Annotated in this window: 19 protein-coding genes; 15 read left to right on the plus strand and 4 right to left on the minus strand. The window is 69.2% G+C overall.

What is annotated here, in order from left to right:
* Positions 1 to 86: 86 nt before the first annotated feature.
* Positions 87 to 779 (minus strand): Arm DNA-binding domain-containing protein, encoded by a 693-nt coding sequence (locus GGR04_RS19030; protein WP_210291882.1) that lies wholly within the window; start codon positions 777 to 779, stop codon positions 87 to 89.
* 552 nt (positions 780 to 1,331) lie between these two features.
* Here GGR04_RS19030 and GGR04_RS19035 point away from each other — a divergent pair.
* The 10 genes from GGR04_RS19035 (at position 1,332) to nhaA (ending at position 15,125) form a co-directional block, all read left to right on the plus strand.
* A complete protein-coding gene (locus GGR04_RS19035; RefSeq protein WP_183201500.1) occupies positions 1,332 to 1,937 on the plus strand; it encodes an ANTAR domain-containing response regulator in 606 nt (201 codons plus the stop codon).
* On the plus strand, positions 1,934 to 3,154 hold the full coding sequence (locus GGR04_RS19040; protein ID WP_183201501.1) for a CmpA/NrtA family ABC transporter substrate-binding protein: 1,221 nt from the start codon (positions 1,934 to 1,936) through the stop codon (positions 3,152 to 3,154). Before GGR04_RS19035 ends, GGR04_RS19040 begins: the two co-directional genes overlap by 4 nt.
* A gap of 365 nt (positions 3,155 to 3,519) precedes the next feature.
* On the plus strand, positions 3,520 to 4,818 hold the full coding sequence (locus tag GGR04_RS19045) for a CmpA/NrtA family ABC transporter substrate-binding protein (RefSeq protein ID WP_183201502.1): 1,299 nt from the start codon (positions 3,520 to 3,522) through the stop codon (positions 4,816 to 4,818).
* A 39-nt stretch (positions 4,819 to 4,857) separates the two neighbouring features.
* Positions 4,858 to 5,757 carry a nitrate ABC transporter permease gene (gene ntrB, locus GGR04_RS19050; protein WP_183201503.1) on the plus strand — a complete coding sequence of 300 codons (900 nt, stop codon included), beginning with the start codon at positions 4,858 to 4,860 and terminating at the stop codon, positions 5,755 to 5,757.
* Between the two features lie 64 nt (positions 5,758 to 5,821).
* Positions 5,822 to 6,619, plus strand: a complete 798-nt coding sequence (locus GGR04_RS19055) for an ABC transporter ATP-binding protein (protein WP_183201609.1) — start codon at positions 5,822 to 5,824, stop codon at positions 6,617 to 6,619.
* Between the two features lie 165 nt (positions 6,620 to 6,784).
* Positions 6,785 to 9,241, plus strand: a complete 2,457-nt coding sequence (gene nirB, locus GGR04_RS19060; RefSeq protein WP_183201504.1) for a nitrite reductase large subunit NirB — start codon at positions 6,785 to 6,787, stop codon at positions 9,239 to 9,241.
* The gene (nirD, locus tag GGR04_RS19065; RefSeq protein ID WP_183201505.1) at positions 9,238 to 9,588 is read left to right on the plus strand and encodes a nitrite reductase small subunit NirD; all 351 of its coding nucleotides are present in this window, start codon (positions 9,238 to 9,240) and stop codon (positions 9,586 to 9,588) included. The genes nirB and nirD overlap by 4 nt, the downstream gene beginning before the upstream one ends.
* A 3-nt stretch (positions 9,589 to 9,591) precedes the next feature.
* Positions 9,592 to 12,261: a nitrate reductase gene (locus GGR04_RS19070; RefSeq protein ID WP_183201506.1), complete on the plus strand. Its 2,670-nt coding sequence runs from the start codon at positions 9,592 to 9,594 to the stop codon at positions 12,259 to 12,261.
* Complete coding sequence (cysG, locus tag GGR04_RS19075; RefSeq protein WP_183201507.1) at positions 12,233 to 13,753, plus strand: siroheme synthase CysG; 1,521 nt, start codon at positions 12,233 to 12,235, stop codon at positions 13,751 to 13,753. The genes GGR04_RS19070 and cysG overlap by 29 nt, the downstream gene beginning before the upstream one ends.
* Positions 13,754 to 13,937: 184 nt before the next feature.
* Positions 13,938 to 15,125 carry a Na+/H+ antiporter NhaA gene (gene nhaA / locus GGR04_RS19080; protein WP_183201508.1) on the plus strand — a complete coding sequence of 396 codons (1,188 nt, stop codon included), beginning with the start codon at positions 13,938 to 13,940 and terminating at the stop codon, positions 15,123 to 15,125.
* A 64-nt stretch (positions 15,126 to 15,189) separates the two neighbouring features.
* Here the strand turns inward: nhaA and iolD are convergent, their stop codons facing one another.
* Both iolD and GGR04_RS19090 read right to left on the minus strand, forming a co-directional pair.
* Complete coding sequence (gene iolD, locus GGR04_RS19085; protein WP_183201509.1) at positions 15,190 to 17,046, minus strand: 3D-(3,5/4)-trihydroxycyclohexane-1,2-dione acylhydrolase (decyclizing); 1,857 nt, start codon at positions 17,044 to 17,046, stop codon at positions 15,190 to 15,192.
* Positions 17,047 to 17,129: 83 nt separating this feature from the next.
* A complete protein-coding gene (locus tag GGR04_RS19090; protein WP_183201510.1) occupies positions 17,130 to 18,233 on the minus strand; it encodes a Gfo/Idh/MocA family protein in 1,104 nt (367 codons plus the stop codon).
* A 155-nt stretch (positions 18,234 to 18,388) separates the two neighbouring features.
* On the opposite strand from GGR04_RS19090, the gene GGR04_RS19095 reads away from it, so the two are divergent.
* The 5 genes from GGR04_RS19095 (at position 18,389) to GGR04_RS19115 (ending at position 23,576) form a co-directional block, all read left to right on the plus strand.
* Entirely contained in the window at positions 18,389 to 19,288 is a 900-nt protein-coding gene (locus GGR04_RS19095; RefSeq protein WP_183201511.1) for a MurR/RpiR family transcriptional regulator, read from the plus strand.
* A 52-nt stretch (positions 19,289 to 19,340) separates the two neighbouring features.
* Positions 19,341 to 21,251: a bifunctional 5-dehydro-2-deoxygluconokinase/5-dehydro-2-deoxyphosphogluconate aldolase gene (locus tag GGR04_RS19100; protein WP_183201512.1), complete on the plus strand. Its 1,911-nt coding sequence runs from the start codon at positions 19,341 to 19,343 to the stop codon at positions 21,249 to 21,251.
* Positions 21,252 to 21,276: 25 nt separating this feature from the next.
* Complete coding sequence (gene iolE / locus GGR04_RS19105) at positions 21,277 to 22,161, plus strand: myo-inosose-2 dehydratase (protein ID WP_183201513.1); 885 nt, start codon at positions 21,277 to 21,279, stop codon at positions 22,159 to 22,161.
* Between the two features lie 11 nt (positions 22,162 to 22,172).
* Complete coding sequence (iolB, locus tag GGR04_RS19110) at positions 22,173 to 22,988, plus strand: 5-deoxy-glucuronate isomerase (protein ID WP_183201514.1); 816 nt, start codon at positions 22,173 to 22,175, stop codon at positions 22,986 to 22,988.
* 156 nt (positions 22,989 to 23,144) lie between these two features.
* Entirely contained in the window at positions 23,145 to 23,576 is a 432-nt protein-coding gene (locus GGR04_RS19115) for a hypothetical protein (protein WP_183201515.1), read from the plus strand.
* 351 nt (positions 23,577 to 23,927) lie between these two features.
* Here GGR04_RS19115 and GGR04_RS19120 read toward each other — a convergent pair whose 3' ends face one another.
* Positions 23,928 to 24,812 carry an ABZJ_00895 family protein gene (locus GGR04_RS19120; RefSeq protein ID WP_183201516.1) on the minus strand — a complete coding sequence of 295 codons (885 nt, stop codon included), beginning with the start codon at positions 24,810 to 24,812 and terminating at the stop codon, positions 23,928 to 23,930.
* Between the last annotated feature and the right edge of the window lie 29 nt (positions 24,813 to 24,841).

The raw sequence follows: 24,841 nt of genomic DNA on the forward strand, positions 1-24,841 counted from the left end.
ACCTGCCGAAGCTTGGCAACGATCTCTTCAGGCTTGTGCTTCTTTTGCGGCATTCCTGGCATCCTCCAAAGGCTCGAAAGCCTACTTCAGGGAGGGCCACTTTTCAGGGGGCAGACCACCGGGTTGGTATCGATCTTTCCCAGCCGAACGGAATGTTCAAAGATGGGATGGAGCGTGGACATGGTCCGCGCCGCGACGCCCTCGCCGCCTGTGGTCGCGCCGCCTCGGCTGCCGGGGCGGGGTTTCGACGTCTTGCCGGCGGCGATATCGGCCTGCGCGCCTTCGATGTCGCCAAGCTTCAGAGCGGCAATCGGACGCTTGCCCAGTAGCGGCTTGATGTGGACCTCGATCCGGCTGCGGTCCATCGCCAGCGTCGAAGCCTTGATCGGACGCCGGCTGCGCCCGATGATTCGTCCGGCTTCAGCCTCGGTCAGATACCAGTCGCAAACCTCAGCAACTGTGAAGCCCCTTACTTTCCGATCGGGCGATTCCATCGGATCAAGACCTTTGGATACGGCGACGAGTTTTTCGTGCGCGAGACGGCGAGCCTCTTCAACGGTCATCAGGCCGTACCGTCCAATCACGGCACGCTTTGGCTTGCCCTCTGGTGTCCGGTACTGAATGACGAAGCTCTTCAGACCGGATGGCATGACCTGTACGCCGAAGCCGCGAAGCTCGCGATCCCAAGCGAAAGTCTCCCGAACCCTGAGTCCAACACCCACTGGTTTCGGAGTTTCCAGGCCATCCACGAAGCGCTTCGTCAGCTTTTCCATAGCCATGTCAGAACCTACCGGATTGTCGCTTAGATTTTCTTCTTCTACCAAGTTTCTAAGCAGGCTCCGAGCGTTCGAAAGCGAATCGTAGCGTATGACAGAGGGGAGTCGACAGTCAGAAATCCGACTATGCTCATGTTTTCAACAGTATAATACAAAGGTAGCGCAATGACGGATACAGTAGCGAAGGGCCGTCGCACACCCTGCCAAGGTTGGGGTCGTGGGTTCGAATCCCATCGCCCGCTCCAAATTTTCCTTACTGTTAAGACAAGCCAAGCAGTCGATTGCTTGGGCTGTTATGGGTCGAGCGCTCACTTGCCGAGTGATCCCGTTGGCAGATCGCGGCGTGCGAAGCGTTCTCTTGGTGACCTGCCACGACGGCGGGGTTTCGTCGCATCGCTGTGGAAGCGCTGCTGCGCCTCGGCGATGCGGGTCGGCGAAGGTCGTGGTCGACCGTAAGGAAACCCCGCAAACCCCCCGCGCGAATTCTGCCGCGCCGCACAAGATTGTCGGGGGCCGGCTCTTGCCTCGTTTTGCGCCGTGGTTAGAGTTTGGGCCATGGAGCCCAGCTCGCTTGCCGTTCTGATCATCGACGAGAACCGGGCGCGGGCCACCATCATCGAGGATGGGCTGCGCGAGGCGGGGCATGCGCGCGTCCACGTCGTCACGGGCATGCAGGGACTGGTGCGCGAGATCGAGGCCTTCGCGCCCGACGTCATCGTGGTGGATCTCGAAAACCCCAATCGCGACCGGCTAGAGGCGTTCTTTCAGGTCTCGCGCTCGGTGCGCCGCCCCATCGCCATGTTCGTCGATCGCTCCGACGCCGCCTCGATGGAGGCCGCCATCGACGCCGGCGTCTCGGCCTATGTGGTGGACGGGCTGAAGAAGGAGCGGGTCAAGTCGATCCTCGACATGGCGATCCTGCGCTTCGGCGCCTATTCGCGCCTCACCCGCGAGCTCGACGAGGCCCGCACGGAACTGGCCGACCGCAAGGTGATCGAGAAGGCCAAGGGCCTGATGATGCGCATGCGCGGCCTTTCGGAGGAGGAGGCCTACCGCCTCATGCGCCAGACCGCGATGAACGAGAAGAAGAAGCTCGTCGAGATCGCCCGCTCGGTGGTCACCGCCGCGGCGCTTCTCGGTGGGCCGGGAGACGGACGATGAGCGGGACGCCCACCATCCGCGCGGGCTTCATCCCGCTCCTCGACGCGGCCGTGCTCGTCGCCGCCGCGGCCTGCGGCTTCGACCGGAGCGAGGGCGTGCGGCTGGAGTTGGTGCGCGAGGTCTCCTGGTCGAACATCCGCGACCGCCTCGCCTTCCGCCAGTTCGACGTGGCGCACATGCTGGGGCCAATGGCGGTGGCCTCGCAGCTCGGGCTCGGCTCCAACCCCTATCCGGTGATCGCCCCCTTCTCGCTCGGGCGCGGCGGCAACGCCATCACGCTCTCCACCGCCCTCTTCGCGGCAATGCGCGAGGCCGCGGGCGAGGACGACCGCGACGAGGCCGCCGCGCACGGCCGCGCGCTGGCGCGGGTCGTGGCGGCGCGCCGGCTGGCCGGCCGGCCGCCGCTCGTCTTCGCGATGACCTATCCCTTCTCCTCGCACAATTACGAGTTCCGCTTCTGGATGGCGGAGGCCGGCATCGACCCCGACCGCGACGTCACGATGTGCGTGGTGCCGCCGCCGATGACGGCCGATGCGCTGAAGGCGGGGGCCATCGACGGGTTCTGCGTCAACGCGCCGTGGAACGCCCTGGCGGTCTCGCAAGGGATCGGCCGCATCGTCGCGGTGAAGGCCGACATCTGGCCGGGTTCGCCCGAAAAGGTGCTGGGGCTGCGGCCCGACTGGTGGGTCGCCCATCGCGAGACGGGCGAGCGGCTGCTGGTGGCGCTCGATGCGAGCGCCCGCTGGTGCGACGAGCCGGGCAACCGGCGCGAACTGGCGGAAATTTTGGCGAGCCCGGAGCATGTCGGCGGCGATGCCGGGGTGATCGAGCATCTCCTCGCGGGGGCTCTGCCCGTCGATCCCGACGGCACGCGGCGCGAGATCCCCGACTATCTCGCCTTCCATGCCGGCGAGGCCAACGTGCCCTGGCGAACCCAGGCGCTCTGGGTCTACGCGCAGATGGCGCGCTGGGGGCAGGTGCCGCTCGATCCCGCCCTGGCCGAGCGGGCCGCCGCCGCGTTCCGGCCCGACCTCTACCGCTCGGTCTTCGCACCGCGCGGCGTCGCCCTGCCTGATGCCGACGCCGGTGCCGGCGACGGCGAGGCGGGCCCGGGCGGGAGAAGCCGCTTCGACCCCGCGTCGATCGCCGCCTATGTCGAGGGGTTCGCGGTGCGCGCCCGGCCCGGCACGGCGGGAGCTCCACGCGACGACGAATAGGCTCCAGCGACCCTTCGTCGCGGCGGTGGCGCATATTCGTGCAGCGTGATGCTTCGGGCGACAGCAGGCTTTCGCTATTTGGAACCGTTGTAGAACCGGCCTTTTTCGGTCTTCTGCCTCAAATAGCGGCATGCTGCATTGCCGCACATTTGGCCTTTCCAAACCGCGTCCCGTGAGGCTGTATAGACCCGAGCCCGTCAAGGACGACCGGGCTCATCCGAGCGCCTCTTCGAGACGGCCGCTCTCACCAGACATCGACGTCGCGTGACCTTCATGACGATCCCGGCTCCGGGACCGGCTCACAGGGACCGCGGCGTTTTTTCGTTTTCCGAGCCCCTTCCACCGTCGCCTCCGAGGTCTTCCCCATGTCCGACATCGTCCGCCTCAGCCGCCGCCGCTTCCTGCAGAACTCGGCCGCGACCGCCGGAACGGCCGCCTTGTTCTCGGCGGTCTCGGCGAGCTTTGCCGGCGGCGTCTTCGCGCAAGGCACGGGCCCCGAGACGACGAAGGCGGTGCTCGGCTTCATCGCGCTCACCGACGCCGCACCGCTCATCGTCGCCAAGGAGAAGGGCTATTTCGCCCAGCACGGCATGCCCGACGTCGAGGTGGTCAAGCAGTCGTCCTGGGGCACGACGCGCGACAATCTCGTGCTCGGTTCGGACGGCTCGGGCATCGACGGCGCCCATATCCTGACGCCGATGCCCTACCTGATGAGCGCCGGCAAGATCACCCAGAACGGCCAGCCGCTGCCGATGGCGATCCTCGCCCGGCTCAATCTCGACGGCCAGGGCATCTCGATCGGCAAGGCCTACGGCGCGCTCAAGGTCGGGCTCGACGCCTCCGTGCTGAAGGAGAGCTTCGCGCAGAAGAAGGCGGCGGGAACGCCGGCCAAGATCGCGATGACCTTTCCCGGCGGCACGCACGATCTCTGGATCCGCTACTGGCTTGCCGCCGGCGGCATCGACCCCGACACCGACGTCGAGACCATCGTGGTGCCGCCGCCCCAGATGGTCGCCAACATGAAGGTCGGCACGATGGACGCGTTCTGCGTCGGCGAGCCGTGGAACGCGCAGCTCGTCGAGCAGGGCATCGGCACCACCGCCCTCACCACGGGCGAACTCTGGGCCAAGCACCCCGAGAAGTCCTTCGCCATGCGGGCCGACTGGGTGGAGAAGAACCCGAAGGCGACCGTCGCGCTGCTCATGGCCGTGCAGGAGGCCGCGCAATGGGCCGACGACATGGCCAACAAGGACGAGCTCGCCGAGATCCTGGGCAAGCGCGCCTGGTTCAACGTCAAGCCCGCCGACATCGGCCCGCGCATGAAGGGCACGATCGACTACGGCGACGGGCGCGTGGTGGAGGCCTCGCCGCATTTCATGAAGTTCTGGCGGGACGACGCGTCCTACCCGTTCAAGAGCCACGACGCCTGGTTCCTCACCGAGGACATGCGCTGGGGCAAGCTGGAGGCGACCACCGACGTCAAGGCGATGGTCGACAAGGTGAACCGCGAGGATCTCTGGCGCGAAGCCGCCAAGGCTCTCAGTGTCGCTGCGATCCCCGCGTCCACCTCGCGAGGCCCCGAGACCTTCTTCGACGGCAAGGTCTTCGACCCCGCAGACCCCGCCGCCTATCTTGCGAGCCTCGCGATCACCCGCATCGCCTGACACGGCGCCGCCCGCGCGCCCCGAGACCGGAGCCTTTCCATGTCCCAGACCGTGATCAAGACATCGGCCGCCGTCGTCGCCCTGCCGCGGGCCGGCGCGAGCGCGGTGGTGCCGCTGCGGCCCGCCGGGCCCGACCGCCGGGCGCAGGGCGCGCGCATCCTGCGCTCGCTCGCCGACAATCTCGTGCCCCCGCTCATCGCGCTCGTCGCCCTGCTCGGGCTCTGGGAGGCGCTGTGCTCGGGACCCGGCTCGGCCCTGCCGCCGCCGAGCCAGGTCGTCACCGACACCTGGGAGCTGATCGCCCATCCGTTCTACCGCAACGGCGGAAACGACGTCGGCCTCGGCTGGCAGATCTGGGCGAGCCTGCAGCGCGTCGCGATGGGCTACGCGATCGCGGTGGTGGTCGGCATCGCGCTCGGCGTCCTCGTCGGCCAGTCGAATCTCGCCATGCGCGGCCTCGACCCGATCTTCCAGGTGCTGCGCACCGTGCCGCCGCTCGCCTGGCTGCCGCTCTCGCTCGCCGCCTTCCAGGACGGCCAGCCCTCGGCGATCTTCGTGATCTTCATCACCGCCGTCTGGCCGATCATCATCAACACGGCGGTGGGCGTTCGCAACATCCCGCAGGACTACCGCAACGTCGCCAAGGTGCTTCGCCTCAACGGCTTCGAGTTCTTCACCAAGGTGATGATCCCTGCCGCGGCTCCTTACATCTTCACGGGGCTTCGCATCGGCGTCGGGCTCTCGTGGCTGGCGATCGTGGCGGCCGAGATGCTCATCGGGGGCGTCGGCATCGGCTTCTTCATCTGGGACGCGTGGAACTCCTCGCTGATCTCCGACATCATCCTCGCCCTCGTCTATGTCGGCATCGTCGGCTTCGTGCTCGACCGCATCGTCGCCGCGGTCGGCAAGGCCGTCACCCGCGGCACCTCCGCCGGCTGACGGCCCCCCTGCCAGCATCTCTGCCCGCCCGCCCCCTGCCAGCCAGACGAGGAGACGCGACATGATCGCCAAGCCGTTCCTTTCCATCGAAGGCGTCACGATGCGCTTCTCACGCGGCGGCGCCACCACCGAGGTGCTGAAGGACGTCGACCTGACGCTCACGAAAGGCGAATACGTCTCGATCATCGGCCATTCCGGCTGCGGGAAGTCGACGCTCCTCAACATCGTCGCCGGCCTGACGCAGGCCACCAAAGGCGTGGTGCTGCTGGAAGACAAGGTGGTGGACGCCCCCGGCCCCGACCGCGGCGTCGTCTTCCAGAACCACTCGCTCCTGCCCTGGCTCACCGTCTACGAGAACGTCGCGCTCGCCGTTGACAAGGTGTTCGGCCGGACCAAGACGGCGGCTGAGCGCCGCGAATGGGTGATGAAGAATCTCGAGCTGGTTCATATGGGCCACGCCCGGGACCGTCGCCCCTCCGAGATCTCGGGCGGCATGAAGCAGCGCGTCGGCATCGCCCGGGCGCTGGCGATGGAGCCCAAGATCCTTCTCCTCGACGAGCCCTTCGGCGCGCTCGACGCCCTCACCCGCGCCCATCTGCAGGACCAGGTCATGCAGATCCAGGCCGATCTCGGCACCACCGTGATGATGATCACCCACGACGTGGACGAGGCCGTGCTTCTCTCGGACCGGATCGTGATGCTGACGAACGGCCCCTCGGCCGGCATCGGCGAGATCCTTCCCGTTCCCCTCGCCCGCCCGCGCGACCGCATCAAGCTGGCCGCCGACCCGACCTATCTCAAGTGCCGCCAGGCGGTGCTGAAGTTCCTCTACGAGCGCAACCGCTTCGTCGAAGCGGCCTGACCAGACAAGCCATCGTCTCTCCTTCGGGGAGACGAGTCCCGGCAGGGGAACGAGGGCGCCTTCCGCCACCGTCGCAGACCCTCATCCGGCCGCTTCGCGTCCACCTTCCCCCCCGAGGGGAGAAGAACGGCGCCCTTCCTTTCGACGATCCTGAAGGACCCGAACATGCCCGAGAAACTCGTCGTCGTCGGCAACGGCATGGCCCCCGGCCGGATGCTGGAACACCTCTTCGAAAAGGCCCCCGGCCGCTACGAGGTGACGATCTTCAACGCCGAGCCGCGGGTCAACTACGACCGCATCATGCTCTCGCCCGTGCTCTCGGGCGAAAAGTCCTTCGACGACATCGTGATCCACGGCGACGGCTGGTACGAGCGCCACGGCGTCACCCTCTACAAGGGTCATCGCATCGTCGCGATCGACCGCGAGGCCAAGACCGTCACCTCCGATCACGGCGTCACCGCGCCCTACGACCGGCTCGTCATCGCCACCGGCTCGACGCCCTTCATCCCGCCGGTGCCGGGCAAGGATCTCGCCGGCGTCCTCGCCTATCGCGATCTCGACGACGTCGACGCGATGATCCTCGCCGCGCAGGCCAAGGCCAAGGCGGTGGTGATCGGCGGCGGCCTGCTCGGCCTCGAAGCTGCCGCGGGCCTTCGCGCGCAGGGGCTGGAGGTCACCGTCCTCCACCTGATGCCGACGCTGATGGAGCGCCAGCTCGATCCCGCCGCCGGCTTCCTCCTCCAGCGCGCATTGGAAAAGCGCGGCATCGAGGTCGTCACCGGGGCCAACACCAAGGCGATCCTCGGCGAGAGCCGCGTCGAGGGCGTGGAACTCGCCGACGGCCGCGTCATCCCGGCCTCGCTCGTGGTGATGGCGGTGGGCATCCGGCCCTCGTCGGGGCTGGCGAAGGATTCGGGCCTCGCGGTCGGACGCGGCATCCATGTCGATGAACACATGGTGACCTCCGATCCCGCGATCCTCGCGCTCGGCGAATGCGTCGAGGTGGACGGTCGCGTCTACGGCCTCGTGGCGCCGCTCTACCAGATGGCCGAAATCGCCGCGCGCCATCTTGCCGGCGAAGAGGGCCAGGGCTTCCGCCATTCCGACACGCCGACGAAGCTGAAGGTCACGGGCATCGACCTCTATTCGGTGGGCGACTTCGCGGAGGCGCCGGGGCGCGAGGAGATCGTGCTGCGCGACGCCTCGGCGGGCGTCTACAAGCGGCTCGTCCTCCAGGACAACAGGATCCTCGGGGCCGTGCTCTACGGCGAGACGGCGGACGGCGGCTGGTTCGGCGACCTGATGAAGAAGGGGTCCGACATCGCCGCGATGCGCGACACGCTCATCTTCGGCCAGAGCTACCAGGGAGGGTCCCCGCTGGACCCTATGGCGGCCGTTGCAGCCTTGGCCGATGACGCCGAGATCTGTGGCTGCAACGGCGTCTGCAAGGGCAAGATCACCGGGGCCATCGTTGCCAAGGGCCTGACCAGCCTCGACGAGGTGCGCGCCCACACCAAGGCGTCGTCGTCCTGCGGCACCTGCACCGGGCTCGTCGAGCAGCTGATGAGCCTGACGATCGGCGAGGCGTTCAATCCGAACGCGGTGAAGCCGATGTGCCCCTGCACGACGCTCGGCCACGGCGACGTGCGCCGGCTCATCGTCGCCAAGGGGCTGAAGTCGATCCCCGCCGTGATGCAGGAGCTGGAGTGGAAGACCTCCTGCGGCTGCGCCAAGTGCCGCCCGGCGCTGAACTACTATCTCCTCGCCGACTGGCCGGGCGAATACGTGGACGACAAGCAGTCGCGCTACATCAACGAGCGCGTGCACGCCAACATTCAGAAGGACGGCACCTATTCGGTGGTGCCGCGCATGTGGGGCGGCATGACCACCTCGCAGGAGCTGCGCGCCATCGCCGACGTCGTCGACAAGTTCGCCATTCCCGCCGTGAAATGCACCGGCGGCCAGCGCATCGACATGCTCGGCGTGAAGAAGGAGGACCTCCCCGCCGTCTGGGCCGACCTCAACGCCGCCGGCATGGTCTCGGGCGCCGCCTATGCCAAGGGCCTTCGCACGGTGAAGACCTGCGTCGGCACCGACTGGTGCCGCTTCGGGACGCAGGATTCCACCGGGCTCGGCATCCGCATCGAGAAGTTCATGTGGGGCTCGTGGACGCCCGCCAAGGTCAAGATGGCGGTGTCCGGCTGCCCGCGAAACTGCGCCGAGGCGACCTGCAAGGACGTCGGCGTGATCTGCGTCGATTCGGGCTACGACATCCATTTCGCGGGCGCCGCCGGCCTCGACATCAAGGGCACGGAGGTTCTCTGCCACGTCGACACCGAGGACGAGGCGCTGGAGGTCATCGTCGCGCTGACTCAAGCGTACCGCGAGCAGGGCCACTATCTCGAGCGTATGTACAAGTGGCTGAAGCGCGTCGGCATGGCCTCGATCCAGGCCGCGGTGGTCGCGGACGTCGAGCGGCGCCGAGCTTACTTCGAGCGCTTCGTCCATTCGCAGCGCTTCTCGCAGAGCGACCCCTGGGCCGCGCGCGCCAGCGGCGAGGTCGCCGCCCACGAGTTCCGGCCGATGGCCGTGATCGAACCCTTCCGCGAGGCCGCCGAATGACCGAGACCTGGACCCCGATCGGCAACCTCGCCGACATTCCCCGCCGCGGCGCACGCTGCGTCGGCTCGCCGCTCGGGCGCATCGCGGTGTTCCGCACGGCCGAGGACGAGGTCTTCGCGACCGAAGACCGCTGCCCCCACAAGGGCGGGCCGCTCTCGCAGGGCATCGTCCATGGCGGCTTCGTCACCTGCCCGCTGCACGCCCAGGTGATCGCGCTCGACACCGGCCTCGTCGAGGGGCCGGACGAGGGCCGCGTGCGCACCTTTCCGGTGCGCGTCGATCCCGTGACCAAGTCGCTGGAGATCCTCGTCGAGCGCCAGCCCGCCTTCTCGCTCGCGGCGGAATAGCGGATGGAAGCCGCCGCCGCCCCCAAAGCCACCCGCACCACCTGCCCCTATTGCGGCGTCGGCTGCGGCGTGCTGGCGACGCCGCACGTCGAGGGCTCGGTGGGAATCGCCGGCGACGACGCGCATCCGGCCAATTTCGGGCGCCTCTGCTCGAAGGGCTCGGCGCTCGCCGAGACGCTCAAACCCGACCGGCGACTGCTTCATCCCAGCCTCCACGGCGCCCGCGTCTCGTGGGACGCCGCGCTCGATCTCGTGGCGACACGCTTCGGCGCGGCGGTGCGCGAGCATGGGCCCGATTCGGTGGCGCTCTACGTCTCCGGCCAGATGCTGACGGAAGACTATTACGTCGCCAACAAGTGGATGAAGGGGTTCCTCGGCACCGCCAACATCGACACCAACTCGCGCCTCTGCATGGCCTCGTCGGTGGCCGGCCACAAGCGCTCCTTCGGCTCCGACACGGTGCCCGGCACCTACGAGGATCTGGAGGAGGCCGACCTTCTCGTCCTCGTCGGCGCCAATCTCGCCTGGTGCCACCCGGTGCTCTGGCAGCGGGTGGCCGCGGCCAAAGCCCTGCGGCCGGGGATGCGCATCGTCGTGGTGGACCCGCGCGAGACCGCAACAGTGGCGGGCGCCGACCTGCATCTGCCCGTGCGCGCGGACGGCGACGTGCCGCTCTTCCTCGGGGTGCTCGCGCATCTCGAAGCCGCCGGCGCCCTCGACCACGCCTATGCGGCCCAGCATCTGAACGGGCTGGACGCGGCGCTCGACGCCGCCCGGCCCTACGGCGATCTCGCACATCTCGCGAAGGCCACCGGCGTCGAGGCCGAGCGCCTAGTAGACTTCCTCGCGCTCTTCGCGGCGACCGACAAGGTCGTCACCGTCTACAGCCAGGGCGTGAACCAGTCGTCGGTCGGTACCGACAAGGTCTCCGCCATCCTCAACTGCCATCTCGCCACGGGGCGCATCGGGCGGCCGGGCGCGGGGCCGTTCTCGGTCACCGGCCAGCCCAACGCGATGGGCGGGCGCGAGGTCGGGGGCCTCGCCAACCAGCTCGCCGCGCATCTCGACCTCGCCGACCCCGCGCATCGCGCCCTCGTGCAAGGCTTCTGGAACGCGCCCACCATGGCCGCGACGCCCGGCCTCAAGGCGGTGGACCTCTTCGAGGCCCTCGGTGACGGGCGGATCCGCGCGCTCTGGATCATCGGCACCAATCCGGTGGATTCGCTGCCCGACGCCGACCGCGTGCGCGCGGCGCTGAAGGCCTGCCCCTTCGTGGTGGTGTCGGACATCGTCGCCGACACCGACACGATGCCCTTCGCCCATCTGGCGCTGCCGGCCTGCGGCTGGGGCGAGAAGGACGGCACGGTGACGAATTCGGAGCGCCGCATCTCGCGCCAGCGCGCCTTCCTGCCCGCGCCCGGCGAGGCGCGGCCGGACTGGTGGGCACTAAAGGAGGTGGCCCGCCGCATGGGCTTTGCCGGCTTCGACTATGGGAGCGCCGCCGCGATCTTCCGCGAACACGCCGCGCTCTCGGCCCACGAGAACGAGGGCCGTCGCGACTTCGACATCGGCGGCCTCGCCGATCTCGGCGACCTCGCCTACGAGCAGCTGGCGCCGGTGCGCTGGCCGATCCGGCGCGACGGCACGGGGACTGAGCGCTTCTTCGCCGATGGCGGCTTCTTCACGCCGGACGGCCGCGCGCAGCTGGTGCCTGTCACCGACCGCTCCACGCCCGTGACGACGCCCGAGCACCCCTTCCTCCTCAACACCGGACGCATCCGCGACCAGTGGCACACGATGACGCGCACCGGGCGCTCGCCTCGCCTCTCGGCCCATCTCGCCGAGCCCTTCTGCGAGATCCATCCGGACGACGCGGCCGCCCATGGCATCACCGAGGCCGATCTCGTGGAGATCGCCAGCGAGCACGGCGCGGCGATCCTGCGCGCGCTCGTCACCCCGCGCGTCGCCCGCGGCTCGCTGTTCGCCCCGATGCACTGGACCGAGCAGTTCGCGTCCAAGGCCCGCGTCAACGCACTGGTGCCCCCTCGCGTCGATCCCGTCTCCGGCCAGCCGGCCTCGAAGGCCGCCGCCGTGTCGCTCAAGCGGCTGGACGCCGCGTGGCACGGCTTCGCGGTGTCGAGCGAGGAGCCCGACCCCTGCGGTGCCGACTACTGGGCGAGCGCCCGCGCCCCTGGCGGCTGGCGGCTGGAGCTGGCGGGTCTCTCGCGGCCTCTCGATCCCAACACCTTCGCGCGCACGGTGCTGCGCCTGCCAGCAGGGGCCGAGATCCTCTCCTATGGCGACGGGGCCGGCCACCGCCGCCTCGCGGCCTTCGCCGGGCCGCGTTTTCTCGGCGCGCTCTGGATGTCGCCGGAGCCCGTCGCGGTGTCGCGCGCCTATGCGGTCTCGTGCCTCGGCGGCGCGGTGGCGGAATCGGCGACGCGCTTTCGCGTTCTCGCCGGCCGCGCCGGGGCGGACCGGCCCGATCCCGGCGCGCTCGTCTGCTCCTGCTTCGGCGTCGGGACCGACGACATCCGGCGCGCCGTCGCCGCGCCCGGCTGCCGCAGCGTCGCGGCGGTGGGCGAGGCCTTGAAGGCCGGCACGAATTGCGGCTCCTGCCGCAGCGAAATTCAGGGATTGATCGATGAAGCCCGTGTTCCCGAACCGTCCTGAAACCGCCGCCGCCCGTCCGCAGCGGGTGGGCGAGTTGAGCGTGCTGCCGGTGTTCTTCGACCTGAAGGGCCGGCGCGTCGCCATGGCGGGGGGCGGCGACGGCGCGGCGTGGAAGGCCGAGCTCCTCGCCGCCGCCGGCGCGCTCGTCGATCTCTACGAGCCCGCGGAGAGCCTCAGTGAGGAAATGCGCACCGTCCTCGCGATGACCTTCGCCGGCGGGCGCATCACCCACCACCACCGCCCCTGGGCGCTCGACGTCTTCGCCGGCGCCGCGCTCGCGGTGGCCGACTGCGAGACGACCGCGGGCGCGCAGGCCTTCTTCTGCGCCGCGCGCAGTGCGGGCGTTCCCGTCAACGTCATCGACAAGCCCGCCTTCTGCAGTTTTCGCTTCGGCACCATCGTCAACCGCTCGCCCGTCGTCGTCGGCATCTCCACCGACGGCGCCGCGCCGATCCTCGGCCAGGCCATCCGCCGGCGCATCGAGACGCTGCTGCCCGCGACGTTGACGGGCTGGGCGAAGCTCGCCGCGAAGGTCCGCGCCGAGGTGATGGAGCGCCTCGAGCCGGGCCCGCTGCGCCGCGCCTTCTGGGAACGCTTCTCCGACGAGGCCTTCACCCGCAAGGCCCCGGACGAGGCCGCGGAAGCCGACGCCCGGCGCTTCGTCTCCGATCTCGTCGCCGCCCCACAGGCGGGCGGGCGCGTCACGCTGGTCGGCGCCGGCCCCGGCGAGGCCGAGCTTCTGACGCTGAAGGCGGTGCGCGCGCTGCAGGCCGCCGACGTCATCCTCTTCGACGACCTCGTCTCCGACGACATTCTGGAGCTCGCCCGGCGCGAGGCCAAGCGCATGCTGGTGGGCAAGCGCGCCTCGCGCGACTCGTGCCGTCAGGAGGATATCAACCGCACGATGGTGCAGTTCGCGCGGGCCGGAAAGCACGTGGTGCGGCTGAAGTCCGGCGACGTCTCCGTCTTCGGACGATCCGGCGAGGAGATCGCCGAGCTGAAGCGCGCGGGCATTCCCGTGCGCATCGTGCCCGGCATCACCGCGGCCTCGGCGCTGGCGGCGGGCTTCGGCGTGTCGCTGACGCATCGCGACCGGGCCCAGCAGGTGCGCTTCGTCACCGGGCATTCCAAGAAGGGGGATCTGCCCGACGACCTGAACTGGGCGACGCTCGCCGACGACCGGGCCACCACGATCTTCTACATGGGCGGGCGCATGGCGCCGCGCATCTCGGCCATGCTGATCGCGCACGGGCTGCCGGGCGAGACGCCCGTGGCGGTCGCCGCCAACATCTCGCGCGACGACGAGACGCGCGCCGTGGGCCGTCTCGCCGATCTCGGCGCGATCGTCGAGCGCATCGGCGTCGACCGGCCGATCCTCATCGGGGTGGGGCGCGTCTTCGCCGACTGCGAGGCCGAGGCGCTCGCCGGTTTCGAGCCCGGCCAAGGCACCGCCGCTGGCGAAACCTCGCGGCTTCGGGCAAAGGCCTCCTGACCCCCCCGGCGCCGGCCGCGGGCGTCGCGCGCAAGACTTCAGAGGCCCTGCAGGCCAGCGCGTCAGGGTGGCCGAGCCCGCGCTTCCGGACTATGATGGACGCAGGCGTGTGCTGCGTGCGCCGGGGGCTTTCGCCCCAAACCGACGGAGACCGGTGAAACCGCGATCCGAGGACTGCAGATCCATGACCGACCCCCGCCCCACGAGCGCTGTGCCCGCTCGCCCGATCTCGCGCCTGCGCGCCTTCCTCGCGAACGCCGCCGCCGGCGGCATCGTGCTGATGGCGGCCGCGGCGCTCGCGCTCGCGGTCGCCAACTCGCCCCTCGCGCCCGCCTATTTCGGCGCGCTCCACGCCACCCTCGGCGGCCTGTCGCTGCTGCACTGGATCAACGACGCCCTGATGGCGGCGTTCTTCCTGATGGTCGGGCTCGAGATCAAGCGCGAGGTGCTGACGGGACAGCTCGCGACCTGGCCGCAGCGCGTGCTGCCCGGCCTCGCCGCGCTCGGCGGCATGGCCGCGCCCGCGCTCGTCTATCTCGCCTTCAACGCCGGATCGCCGGAGACACTGCGCGGCTGGGCCATTCCCGCCGCCACCGACATCGCCTTCGCGCTCGGCGTGCTGTCGCTGCTCGGCCCCCGCGTGCCCCTGTCGCTGAAGGTCTTCCTCACCGCGCTCGCCATCATCGACGACCTCGGCGCCGTCGTCATCATCGCGCTGTTCTACACGGCCGACCTCGACCTTCCCGCGCTCGGCGGTGCCGCGCTCGTGGTCGCCGGGCTCGTCGCGATGAACCGCATCGGCGTGCATCGCCTCGCCGCCTATCTCGTGCCGGGCGTCCTCCTCTGGGTGCTCGTGTTCGCGTCGGGCATCCATGCGACGCTCGCCGGCGTCGTGCTCGCGCTGACGATCCCGCTCGGGCTCGACCGGCGAACCGGCGACTCCTCGCTCATTCGCCTCGAACATGCCATCCAGCCCGGCGTCGCCTTCCTGATCGTGCCGATCTTCGGTTTCGCCAATGCCGGCGTTTCCTTTGCCGGCTTCACGCCGGCCGCGCTTCTCGATCCCGTGCCGCTCGGCATCGCCGCCGGGCTGTTTCTCGGCAAGCAGGCGGGCGTCTTCGGCCTGTCCTGGCTCGCCATCCGCTCCGGACGGGCGACGCTTCCGGAGGGCGCGACGTGGCGCCAGTTCTACGGCGTGGCGCTGCTCTGCGGCATCGGCTTCACGATGAGCCTCTTCATCGGGCTCCTCGCCTTCCCGACCTCGCCGATCCTGCAGGACGAGGTGAAGCTCGGCGTCATCATGGGGTCGGTGCTCTCCGGGCTCGCGGGGACGCTCGTGCTTCTCACCTCGCCGCGAACGCGAGCCGTCTGACACCCAGCCCCGCCTGCGCACTGGCTTCGGCAAGCGCACAGGCGGGGTCAGCGACGCCGCTCGTTCAGTTCAACACGCGCTGCAGGCGCCGGCGCGCCTCGTAGGTCTCACGCGCCGCGCCCACCGCCGGGCGCTCCGAAACCTCAGGCACGGCGACGTCCCACCACGTGCCGCCCGCCTCCGTCGTCACGAGCGGATGGGTGTCGATCACGACGACCGTCGTGCGGTCCTCGCCCGCGGTGTCGCGCAGCGCCGCTTCCAGCTCCGCGATCGAGGCGACCTTGCGGGCGCGCGCGCCCATAGCCCCCGCATGGGCGGCGAAATCGATGGCGGGCGCCACCACCTGCCGGCAGTCCTCCAGAAGATTGTTGAAACTCGCGCCGCCGCAGGCCCGCTGCAGCCGGTTGATGCAGCCATAGCCTCGATTGTCGAGGACGACGATCGTGAGCTTCAACCCCAGCATCACCGAGGTCGCGATCTCGGAGTTCATCATCATGTAGGAGCCGTCGCCCACCATCACGACGACGTCGGCTTCCGGCCGCGCCATCTTGACGCCGAGCCCCCCGGCGATCTCGTAGCCCATGCAGGAGAAGCCGTATTCCATGTGATAGCCGCCCGGCCGGGTCGGCGCCCACAGCTTGTCGAGCTCGCCCGGCAGGCCACCGGCCGCGCACACCACCACCGTGTCGTCGGTGCCGCGCGCCCGCGCCACCGCGCCGATCACCTGCGCGTCCGAGGGCAGCTCGGCATTGCCGGGCGCGAGCGCGGCGCCCGCCGCCTCGAACCAGCGCGCGCGCTCGTCCCGCGTCCGCGTCGCCTGCCCGGCGTCGGCCCGCCAGTCGCCGAGCCCGGCGGAGAGAAGCTCCAGCCCGACGCGGGCGTCGGCCACCAGCGGCACGCCGCCATGCTTGGCGGCGTCGAAGGGCGTGACGTTCAGCCCGAGGATCGACAGGCCCTCGCCCTGGAAGAGCGACCACGAGCCGGTGGTGAAGTCCTGCAGCCGCGTGCCGACGGCGAGCACCAGATCGGCGTCGGCCGCGAGGGCGTTCGCCGCCGAGGTGCCGGTGACGCCGACCGCGCCGAGCGAGAAGTCGTGGCGCTCGTCGATCGCCGACTTGCCGGCCTGCGTCACCGCCACGGGCACGCCGTGCCGCTCGGCAAAGGCTTGGAGCGCCTCGCACGCCTGCGAATAGAGCACGCCGCCGCCCGCCACGATCATCGGCTTCCTCGCGGCGCGGATCAGCGCCAGCGCATGGGCGAGTTCGTCCTCGTCGGGCCGCGGCCGGCGCACGCCCCAGACGCGCTCGTGGAACAGGGCGGCCGGGAAGTCGTAGGCCTCGGCCTGCACGTCCTGGCAGAGCGAGAGCGTCACCGGCCCGCAATCCACGGGGTCGGTCAGCACCTGCATGGTGCGGGCGAGCGCGGGGATCAGCTGCTCGGGCCGCTGGATGCGGTCATAGTAGCGCGACACCGGGCGGAAGCAGTCGGAGGCGGTCGCCGTGCCGTCGCCGAAATCCTCGATCTGCTGCAGCACGGGGTCGGGCAGCCGGCTGGCGAAGACGTCGCCGGGCAGGAACAGCACCGGCAGCCGGTTCACGTGCGCGACGCCCGCCGCCGTCACCATGTTGAGCGCGCCCGGCCCGATCGAGGTGGTGCAGGCCATGAAGCGCCGGCGGAAGCTCGCCTTGGCGAATGCGATGGCAGCATGCGCCATGCCCTGCTCGTTATGGGCGCGCCACGTCGGGAACTCCTCCTGCACCGCCTGCAGCGCCTCGCCGAGCCCGGCGACGTTGCCATGGCCGAAGATCGCCCAGCAGCCCGCGAAGATCGGCAGCGTCTCGCCATCGACCACCGTCTTCTGCGCCATCATGAAGCGCACCAGCGCCTGCGCCGTGGTCAGCCGGATCGTGGATCCCGTCATCTCTCAACTCCCCTTGCCGCCCGCGGCGCGCGCCGGCGTTTCCTTCCCTCGCTCGCTGCCCGCCGAGCGGCAGCGTCGCGTCGTCATAGCTCGATCCAGCGCCGCTCGGCATGCGAGCGCGCCATGGCCGCCACCGCCGCCTCGATGGCGAGCCCGTCCGCGAAGTCGACGATCCGCGCCGGCCGTCCGTCGATGGCGGCGAGGATCTCGTGCGCCTCGATCACCTTGAGGTCGTTGAAGCCCAGCCCGTGGCCGGGCGCCGGCAGGAAGTGACCGTAGGGCTCGTGCGCAGGGCCCGCCAGCACGGTGCGGAACCCCTCGCGGCGCGGATCGTCCTCGCGCGTGAAGAGCTGAAACTCGTTCATCCGCTCCTGGTCGAAGGCGATCGTCCCCTTCGAGCCGAAGAGCTGCAGCGCGATGCGCCCCTTGCGGCCCCAGGCCGCGCGGTTGGCGACGAGCAGCCCGGAAGCCCCGCTCGCGAAGCGCAGCAGGGCCATGGCGATCTCGTGCGTCTCCACCGGCCGCCCCTCGCGCGCGGCATAGGGCTTGGCCTGCTCGGCCATCACGGCGGCGAGCGGCCCGGCGAGGCGCCCGAGCAGCGACAGCGGATGCACGGCGAAATCGTCGAGCGCGCCATGCCCCGAGCGCGCCTCGTTCTTGAAGGCGAAGGGCGCGTCGGGATCGCCCATGAAATCCTCGTCCATCTCGACGCGGACATGGTTGAGATCGCCGATCGCCCCCTCGCGCACCAGCGCCTCGATGGCGCGGATCGCCGGGTTCTGGATGTAGTTGTAGCCGAGCGCTGCGATGCGGCCCGAGCGCCCGGCGGCATCGAGCATCGCCTGCGCATCCGCCATCGTCGTTGCCATCGGCTTCTCGCACCAGACGTGCCGGCCGGCCGCCAGCGCCGCGCAGGCCATCTCGGCATGGAACGGATTGGGCGCGGCGATCGAGACGATCTCCACCGCGGGATCGTGAATCACGGCGCGCCAATCGTCCGTCGCGGCCTCGAAGCCCCACTCGGCCGCGCATCGGCGCGCCCGGCCCACATCGACGTCGGCGAGATGGCGCAGCACCGGGCGCCGCGTCTCCCCGAAGGTCGCAGCCACCGCGTTCCAGGCCAGCGCGTGGCACTTGCCCATGAAGCCCGTGCCGACGAGGCCGATGCCGATCGTGTCCTTTGTCATGGCGCAGCAGTCACGAGGGAGCGAATGGAACGGATGATCCGAAAGATGATAGGATGAAATCGGTATTCCCTGCGGCGGAGTCCTGTCAAGCTGCGGTGACCCAGCCGCGACGAGAGGGCGGCGACGGCGGGCGGACGATCGGCTAGGAGACGGCGATGAACACACGAGACGACAGGCGCGCCGCCCCCACGGCCCCGCCCGAGAGCTTCGCGGCGCTGCGCGAACGTCTGGCGGGCGGCGGCGTGCGCCTGTCGAAGCGGCTGACGCAGGTCGCGTCCTTCGCCCTCGCCCAGCCCGACGAGATCGCGCTCGGTACGGTGGCGAGCATCGCCGAGAAGGCGGGCGTCCAGCCCTCGACGCTGGTGCGCTTCAGCCAGACGCTCGGCTTTGCCGGCTTCTCCGACCTTCAGGCGCTGTTTCGCGCGCGGCTGCGCAACCATGTGTCGAACTACGACGAGCGCCTCCTGTCGCTGCGCGCGCGCGGCGGCGAGGCCCCGGCGTCGGCCGTGCTCTTCGACGGGTTCTGCGAGGCCGCGACCCGATCCGTCGCCGCCGTCCACGACCGGATCGATCTCGCCGACGTCGATCGCGCCGCGCGCATCCTCGCCTCGGCCGAGACCCTCTATCTCATCGGCCAGCGCCGGTCCTTTCCCGTCACCGCCTACATGAGCTACGCGCTCGGCAAGCTCGGCATCCGCAACGTCCTCATCGGCTCGGCCGCCGGCACCGACGCCGAGACCGTCTCCTTCGCCGGCCCGCGCGACGCCGCGCTCGCCATCTCGTTCGCGCCCTACGCCTCCACCACGCTGGCGCTGGCCGCCCAAGCGGCGGCGCAGGGCACGCCGCTCGTCGCCGTAACCGACAGCCCGTTCAGCCCGCTCGTCGCGGAAGGGCGGCTCTGGTTCGAGCTGGTGGAGGCCGACTTCCAGGGCTTCCGCTCGCTGGCCGCGAGCATGGCCTTCGCGATGACGCTGGCCGTGGCGGTGGCCGACGAGCGGCGGCGACGGGGCGCCCCCGGCTCTACTCCGCAAGATGGAATGCCAGTTCCAGATTGACCAGATTTGAACCACATGCTTCATATCGCGGCGAATTGAGAGGGAGAGAGGCATGACCCACGCGCTCGACGTCGTCACGATCGGCCGCTGCTCGGTGGATCTCTACGGCCAGCAGATCGGCTCGCGCCTCGAGGACATCGCGACCTTTGCCAAATCCGTGGGCGGCTGCCCTGCCAACATCGCCATCGGCACCGCCCGGCTCGGCCTGAAATCGGCGCTGATCACCCGCGTCGGCGCCGAGCAGATGGGCGGCTTCGTCAGGGAGCAGCTGGCGCGCGAGGGCGTCGAGACACGCGGCGTCGCGGTGGATCCCGAGCGGCTGACGGCGCTGGTTCTCCTGGCGGTGGAGGACGAGGGCGTCTCGCCGATGATCTTCTACCGCTCCGACTGCGCCGACATGGCGCTCTCAGAGGCGGACGTTTCGGAAGAGCTCGTCGCCTCGGCCCGCGCCGTGGTGGTCACCGGCACGCATTTCTCGCGCGAATCGACCGCCGAGGCGCAGCGCAAGGCCATCCGCATCGCCAAGGCGAACGGCGGCAAGGTCGTCTTCGACGTCGACTACCGGCCGAACCTCTGGGGCCTCGCCGGCCACGCCGCCGGCTTCGAGCGCTACGTGAAGTCCGACGCCGTGTCGCAGAAGCTCATGGCGATCCTGCCCGACTGCGACCTCGTGGTCGGCACCGAGGAGGAGATGATGATCGCCGGCGGGATCGACGATCCGCTGGCGGCGCTGAAGGCGATCCGCGCGGTCTCGGGTGCGACGCTGGTGCTGAAGCGCGGCGCCATGGGCTGCATCGTCTTCGACGGGCCGATCGCCTCGCTCGACGACGGGATCGCCGGGCGCGGCTTCCCGATCGAGGTGTTCAACGTGCTCGGCGCCGGCGACGCCTTCATGTCGGGCCTTCTTGCCGGCTGGCTGCGCGGCCTCTCGCACGGCGAATGCGCGACCATGGCCAATGCCTGCGGCGCCTTCGCAGTGTCGCGCCTCCTCTGCTCGCCGGAATACCCGACCGAGGCGGAGCTCGACGCCTTCCTCGCCAAGTCCGAGGTGACGCGGCGCCTTCGCGAGGACGCCGAGCTCAACCACATCCACTGGGCGACGACGCGCCGGCCCGCGCCCGATCGGCTGATGGCGCTCGCCTGCGACCACCGCTCGCAGATCGAGGAGATCGCCGACGCCGCCGGCGTGCCGCGCACCCACATCGAGGATTTCAAGTTACTGACGGTGGAGGCCGCGGCGCGCGTCGCCGGGGGGCGGCCGGGCTTCGGCATGCTGCTCGACTCCATCTACGGCCGCAAGGCGCTCTACCGCGCCGCCCACCACAAGTTCTGGATCGGCCGGCCGGTGGAGCAGCCCGGCTCGCGCCCGCTCGACTTCGACCATCTGCCCGATCTCGGCAGCCATCTCGTGGAATGGCCGGTGGACCACGTGGTGAAGTGCCTCTGCTTCTACCACCCGGACGACTCGGCCGATCTCAAGGCCCGCCAGGAGCGCGAGCTGCTGCGCCTCGCCGACGCCGCGCGCACCGTCGGGCGCGAGCTTCTGGTCGAGATCATCGCCGGCAAGCACGGGGCCCTCGATGACGACACGGTGGCGAGCGTCGTGCAGCGCGTCTACGATCTCGGCATCCGGCCCGACTGGTGGAAGCTCGAACCGCAGCGCGACGCCCGGGCCTGGCGCCGCATCGAGGCGGTGATCGCCCGCGAGGATCCCTATTGCCGCGGCATCGTGCTGCTCGGGCTCGATGCGCCCGCGGCCGAGCTGGAAGCGGCCTTCCGCGCCGTCGCCGCGGTGCCGATGGTCAAGGGATTTGCGGTCGGGCGCACGATCTTCGCCGACGCCGCGCGCCGGTGGTTCACCGGCGCCATCGACGACGAAGCGGCGATCGCCGACATGGCGGCGCGCTTTGCCGCCCTCGTCGACGCGTGGCAAGGCGCGGGTGCCGCGCCCGTCGCCGCCTGATCCGCCATTCATGGGAGAGACGACAATGATTCGCATCGGCGCCAATCCGATCTGCTGGTCCAACGACGACAAGCAGGAGATCGGCGGCGACATCAGCCTCGAGCAGTGCTTGGCCGAGGCCTCTTCCATTGGCATCGAGGGCATGGAGCTCGGCAACAAGTTTCCGCGCGAGCCCGCTGCGTTGAAGGCCAAGCTCGGCGAGTACGGCATGGCCTTCGTCGGCGGGTGGTACTCGACCTTCCTTCTGGAGCGCGACGCCGAGGCCGAGATGGAGGCCGCGCGCGAGCACGTCGCGCTGGTGAAGGGCGCGGGCACGGACGTCTTCATCGTCTGCGAGTGCACGCGCACCGTGCACGGCGACGAGGCCGCGCCGCTGGCGAGCCGTCCGGTGATGAGCGAGGCCGAGTGGGCGCGCTTCCTGCCGCGCCTCACGCGCTTTGCCGAACTGCTCGCGGCCGAGGGCCTTCGCATCGCCTACCACCACCACATGGGCACGGTGATCCAGACCGGCGCCGAGATCGACCGGATGATGGCGGGCACCGGCTCGGCCTTCACGCTGCTGCTCGACACCGGCCACGCCACCTGGGGCGGCGCCGACCCGGCCGATCTCGCCCGGCGCTACCGCGAGCGGATCGTCCACGTCCACGTCAAGGACGTGCGCCCGGCGGTGGCCCGCCAGTCGGAGGCGGAAGGCTGGTCCTTCCTCACCTCGGTGCTCGCCGGCGTCTACACGGTGCCCGGCGACGGCTCGATCGACTACGCCGCCGTGCTGCGCCAGCTGCCGGACTATCGCGGCTGGATCGTGATCGAGGCCGAGCAGGATCCCGAGAAGGCCCATCCCGCGACCTACGTGAAGATGGGCTACCGCCACCTCGTGCGCGTTCTCGCCGAGACCGGCCTGCGAGCCTGAAAGGAACCCTCATGCGCTCGACGCTTCACGTGAAACCCACCGCGGCGGCGGGGCGCGTCCACGACGTGACGCCGGCGAGCGCCGGCTGGACCTATGTCGGCTTCGCGCTGCATCGCCTGGAGCCCGGCGAGACCATCACGGGCGGCGAGGCGGGGCGCGAGGCCTGCATCGTGCTGGTGTCGGGCACCGCGTCGATCACCGCCGGGGAGGAGGATTTCGGCCCGGTCGGGCGCCGCACCTCGCCCTTCGAAGGCAAGCCCGCCTCGGTCTACGTACCCGCCGGCATGGCCTGGACGGCGCGCGCCGAGACCGCGATCGAACTCGCCGTCTGCACCGCGCCGGGCGTCGAGCGGGCGCGGGCCCCGCGGCTCATCGGCGAGGACGACGTCGGGCAGGAGGTGCGCGGGCGCGGCGCCAACGTGCGCCACGTCACCAACATCCTGCCCGAGACCGCCGACGCCGACGGGCTGCTCGTGGTGGAGGTGATCACGCCCGCCGGCAACACCTCCTCCTACCCGCCGCACAAGCACGACCGGGACGACCTGCCGCGCGAGTCGCTTCTGGAGGAGACCTACTACCACCGCCTGAACCCGGCGCAGGGCTTCGCCTTCCAGCGCGTCTACACCGACCGCGAGGCGGACGGGCGCCGCCGCATCGACGAAGCGATGGCGGTGGAGGACGGCGACGTGACGCTGGTGCCCGAAGGCTACCACCCCTGCGCCACCGTCCACGGCTACGACCTCTACTACCTCAACGTCATGGCCGGCCCGCACCGAACCTGGAAGTTCCACAACGCCCCCGAACACGAGTGGCTGCTGAAGGGCTGAGCGGGTGGGGCGCGCCGAACGGCGGGCCGGCATTGACCCCCTCCGAGCTATTTCTGATCGGCTGGGGATAAGCGAGCGCAGAAACCCCATTGCGGGCAATCGATCACTCGTGCGGTATGGTGAGCGAACACCCCTTCAACGCGAGAGGCGGTCCGCTTGAGTCTGTCACGTGCTCTGATCGCAGCGACGATCATGCTCTGGTCCCAGCCATCAGCGCTCGCTCAGGAACGTGATATCTCGCGACCGATGCAGACCTTGCAGGCCAACGTGGTCGCACTGGTGTTGACTCGACTCAACGCAAATGGGGTCGATCAACGGCTGGCGTTCGAAATCCAGCTGGAAACACCGCATCCCGTCCCATCGTCCCTCGCCGACATCAAGACCATGCCAGCTGACTTGCAGGAAGCGATCCTCGAAGTCTGCTCGAATTTGATGATGCCGATGGTTCAGAGTGCTAATGAGGTAGGCGGGTTTCCGGATGTCAGCGGCGTTCGCATCACGTTGCGGAGCAAGCCTACGGCAGCCGGTACCGGCACGTATCAAACATTGATTTTTCCACAGGAGCGCGGCTGCCAGTTTGGCTGGTAGGTCGTTCGCTTTCCACCCGGTCGTGCCAACCGGCGTCGAGGAAGCGGACGTCCGGAAGCGGGCTATCCGATTTCGACCGAGGCTGTGTCAAAACTCGGTCCGTCAGCTACCCTTACAGAATACTGTTTCAGTCCCAGCGGACCCGATTGGCTACGTGCAGCTGTAGCGCGATCTTGAGAGCAGATTAGGGCTCCCCAAAGTGGTCAACAGCGGCCGATAGGGTCTCGATGTGGATTCGCTTTCTAATGACAATTTCGGAGAACGAGTTTTTACACAGCCTCGACCCGTGCCGGTCGTTCAGGCAGGCTGGGCTGGTCTCCCGAATGCGGACGCCGTTCATCTCATCACGTCTTAGGCCGACCGCGCTTTCGGCCGGACGAGCCATGCGACGGGTCGAGAGTAGACGATGGCGTGGACCGCAGCGTAAATGACGACTCCCCCCAACATATAGAGGAACCATGTGCCGAAGTCCGGCAGCCCGTTGAAACGGTAGTAGTCGAACGCCAGCTTGGCGACGAATTCGAAGACCGTAGCGGAGACCGCGCTCGTCAGGACGAGAAGCCAATACTCCGATCGCGTCGGTCGGCGGCCAAGATGCCTGACGACGTAGGCGAAGGCGCTTGTCGCCGCGACGATCATCACTGCGAACGACAGTACCCATTCACCTGTGAAATCCTTTGTGGCCGAAACCCATTGAGCGAGCGCGTAGAGTGGGATGTAAACGGCGAAGTAGCGAACAAGGAACGGTCCGATGTCGTGCAGCGACATCAGGTTGGAGGGTGCCGCAGCGGGTGGACCAAGTCGCGCCTGCTTGGCTTCTATCTGCTCCAGGGTTCGTTTTCCGAAACCACCTCTTCGGAAGAAGACCATGTTGCCGACCATGCCCTTCAACAGCGGAAAGCCGATCATGATGAGGATCGCCGTTGTATCGAGACCTTCGTCTTGCGTGGATTGAATTACGAGCGAAGCGAGCGTGAAGTCGATGACCAGCACAATGATCGAGCCGACCGCGACGAGCGACCAGTATTCTCGGGAGGTCGGGAGCCGAACCTTGTCTTTAAGGAACCGAAGGTAGGTGAACAGCGCCGCCGTGATCAACGCGCCGATGCTGAGATCGGATGGCCGGAACTCGTAGAACACGGCGATGATCGTTGCGCTCACGAAAATGAGTCCCAGCACCCCGACATAAGCGAGCGCGTAGTAGAGACCGTATCGCAGGACATCTTTCACAGACATGCTAGTGTGCTTTCCCAACGCCATGACTG

It is taken from the genome of Aureimonas pseudogalii, from assembly GCF_014196835.1.
Classification (GTDB): domain Bacteria; phylum Pseudomonadota; class Alphaproteobacteria; order Rhizobiales; family Rhizobiaceae; genus Aureimonas; species Aureimonas pseudogalii.

Coding starts and splice junctions, on each gene's coding strand:
- GGR04_RS19030 (WP_210291882.1), bottom strand. CDS start 779: ATGGCTATGGAAAAGCTGACGAAGCGCTTCGTGGATGGCCTGGAAACT.
- iolE (WP_183201513.1), top strand. CDS start 21,277: ATGATTCGCATCGGCGCCAATCCGATCTGCTGGTCCAACGACGACAAG.
- GGR04_RS19070 (WP_183201506.1), top strand. CDS start 9,592: ATGGAAGCCGCCGCCGCCCCCAAAGCCACCCGCACCACCTGCCCCTAT.
- GGR04_RS19035 (WP_183201500.1), top strand. CDS start 1,332: ATGGAGCCCAGCTCGCTTGCCGTTCTGATCATCGACGAGAACCGGGCG.
- cysG (WP_183201507.1), top strand. CDS start 12,233: ATGAAGCCCGTGTTCCCGAACCGTCCTGAAACCGCCGCCGCCCGTCCG.
- nhaA (WP_183201508.1), top strand. CDS start 13,938: ATGACCGACCCCCGCCCCACGAGCGCTGTGCCCGCTCGCCCGATCTCG.
- GGR04_RS19040 (WP_183201501.1), top strand. CDS start 1,934: ATGAGCGGGACGCCCACCATCCGCGCGGGCTTCATCCCGCTCCTCGAC.
- GGR04_RS19095 (WP_183201511.1), top strand. CDS start 18,389: ATGAACACACGAGACGACAGGCGCGCCGCCCCCACGGCCCCGCCCGAG.
- GGR04_RS19090 (WP_183201510.1), bottom strand. CDS start 18,233: ATGACAAAGGACACGATCGGCATCGGCCTCGTCGGCACGGGCTTCATG.
- nirD (WP_183201505.1), top strand. CDS start 9,238: ATGACCGAGACCTGGACCCCGATCGGCAACCTCGCCGACATTCCCCGC.
- iolD (WP_183201509.1), bottom strand. CDS start 17,046: ATGACGGGATCCACGATCCGGCTGACCACGGCGCAGGCGCTGGTGCGC.
- ntrB (WP_183201503.1), top strand. CDS start 4,858: ATGTCCCAGACCGTGATCAAGACATCGGCCGCCGTCGTCGCCCTGCCG.
- nirB (WP_183201504.1), top strand. CDS start 6,785: ATGCCCGAGAAACTCGTCGTCGTCGGCAACGGCATGGCCCCCGGCCGG.
- iolB (WP_183201514.1), top strand. CDS start 22,173: ATGCGCTCGACGCTTCACGTGAAACCCACCGCGGCGGCGGGGCGCGTC.
- GGR04_RS19100 (WP_183201512.1), top strand. CDS start 19,341: ATGACCCACGCGCTCGACGTCGTCACGATCGGCCGCTGCTCGGTGGAT.
- GGR04_RS19120 (WP_183201516.1), bottom strand. CDS start 24,812: ATGTCTGTGAAAGATGTCCTGCGATACGGTCTCTACTACGCGCTCGCT.
- GGR04_RS19045 (WP_183201502.1), top strand. CDS start 3,520: ATGTCCGACATCGTCCGCCTCAGCCGCCGCCGCTTCCTGCAGAACTCG.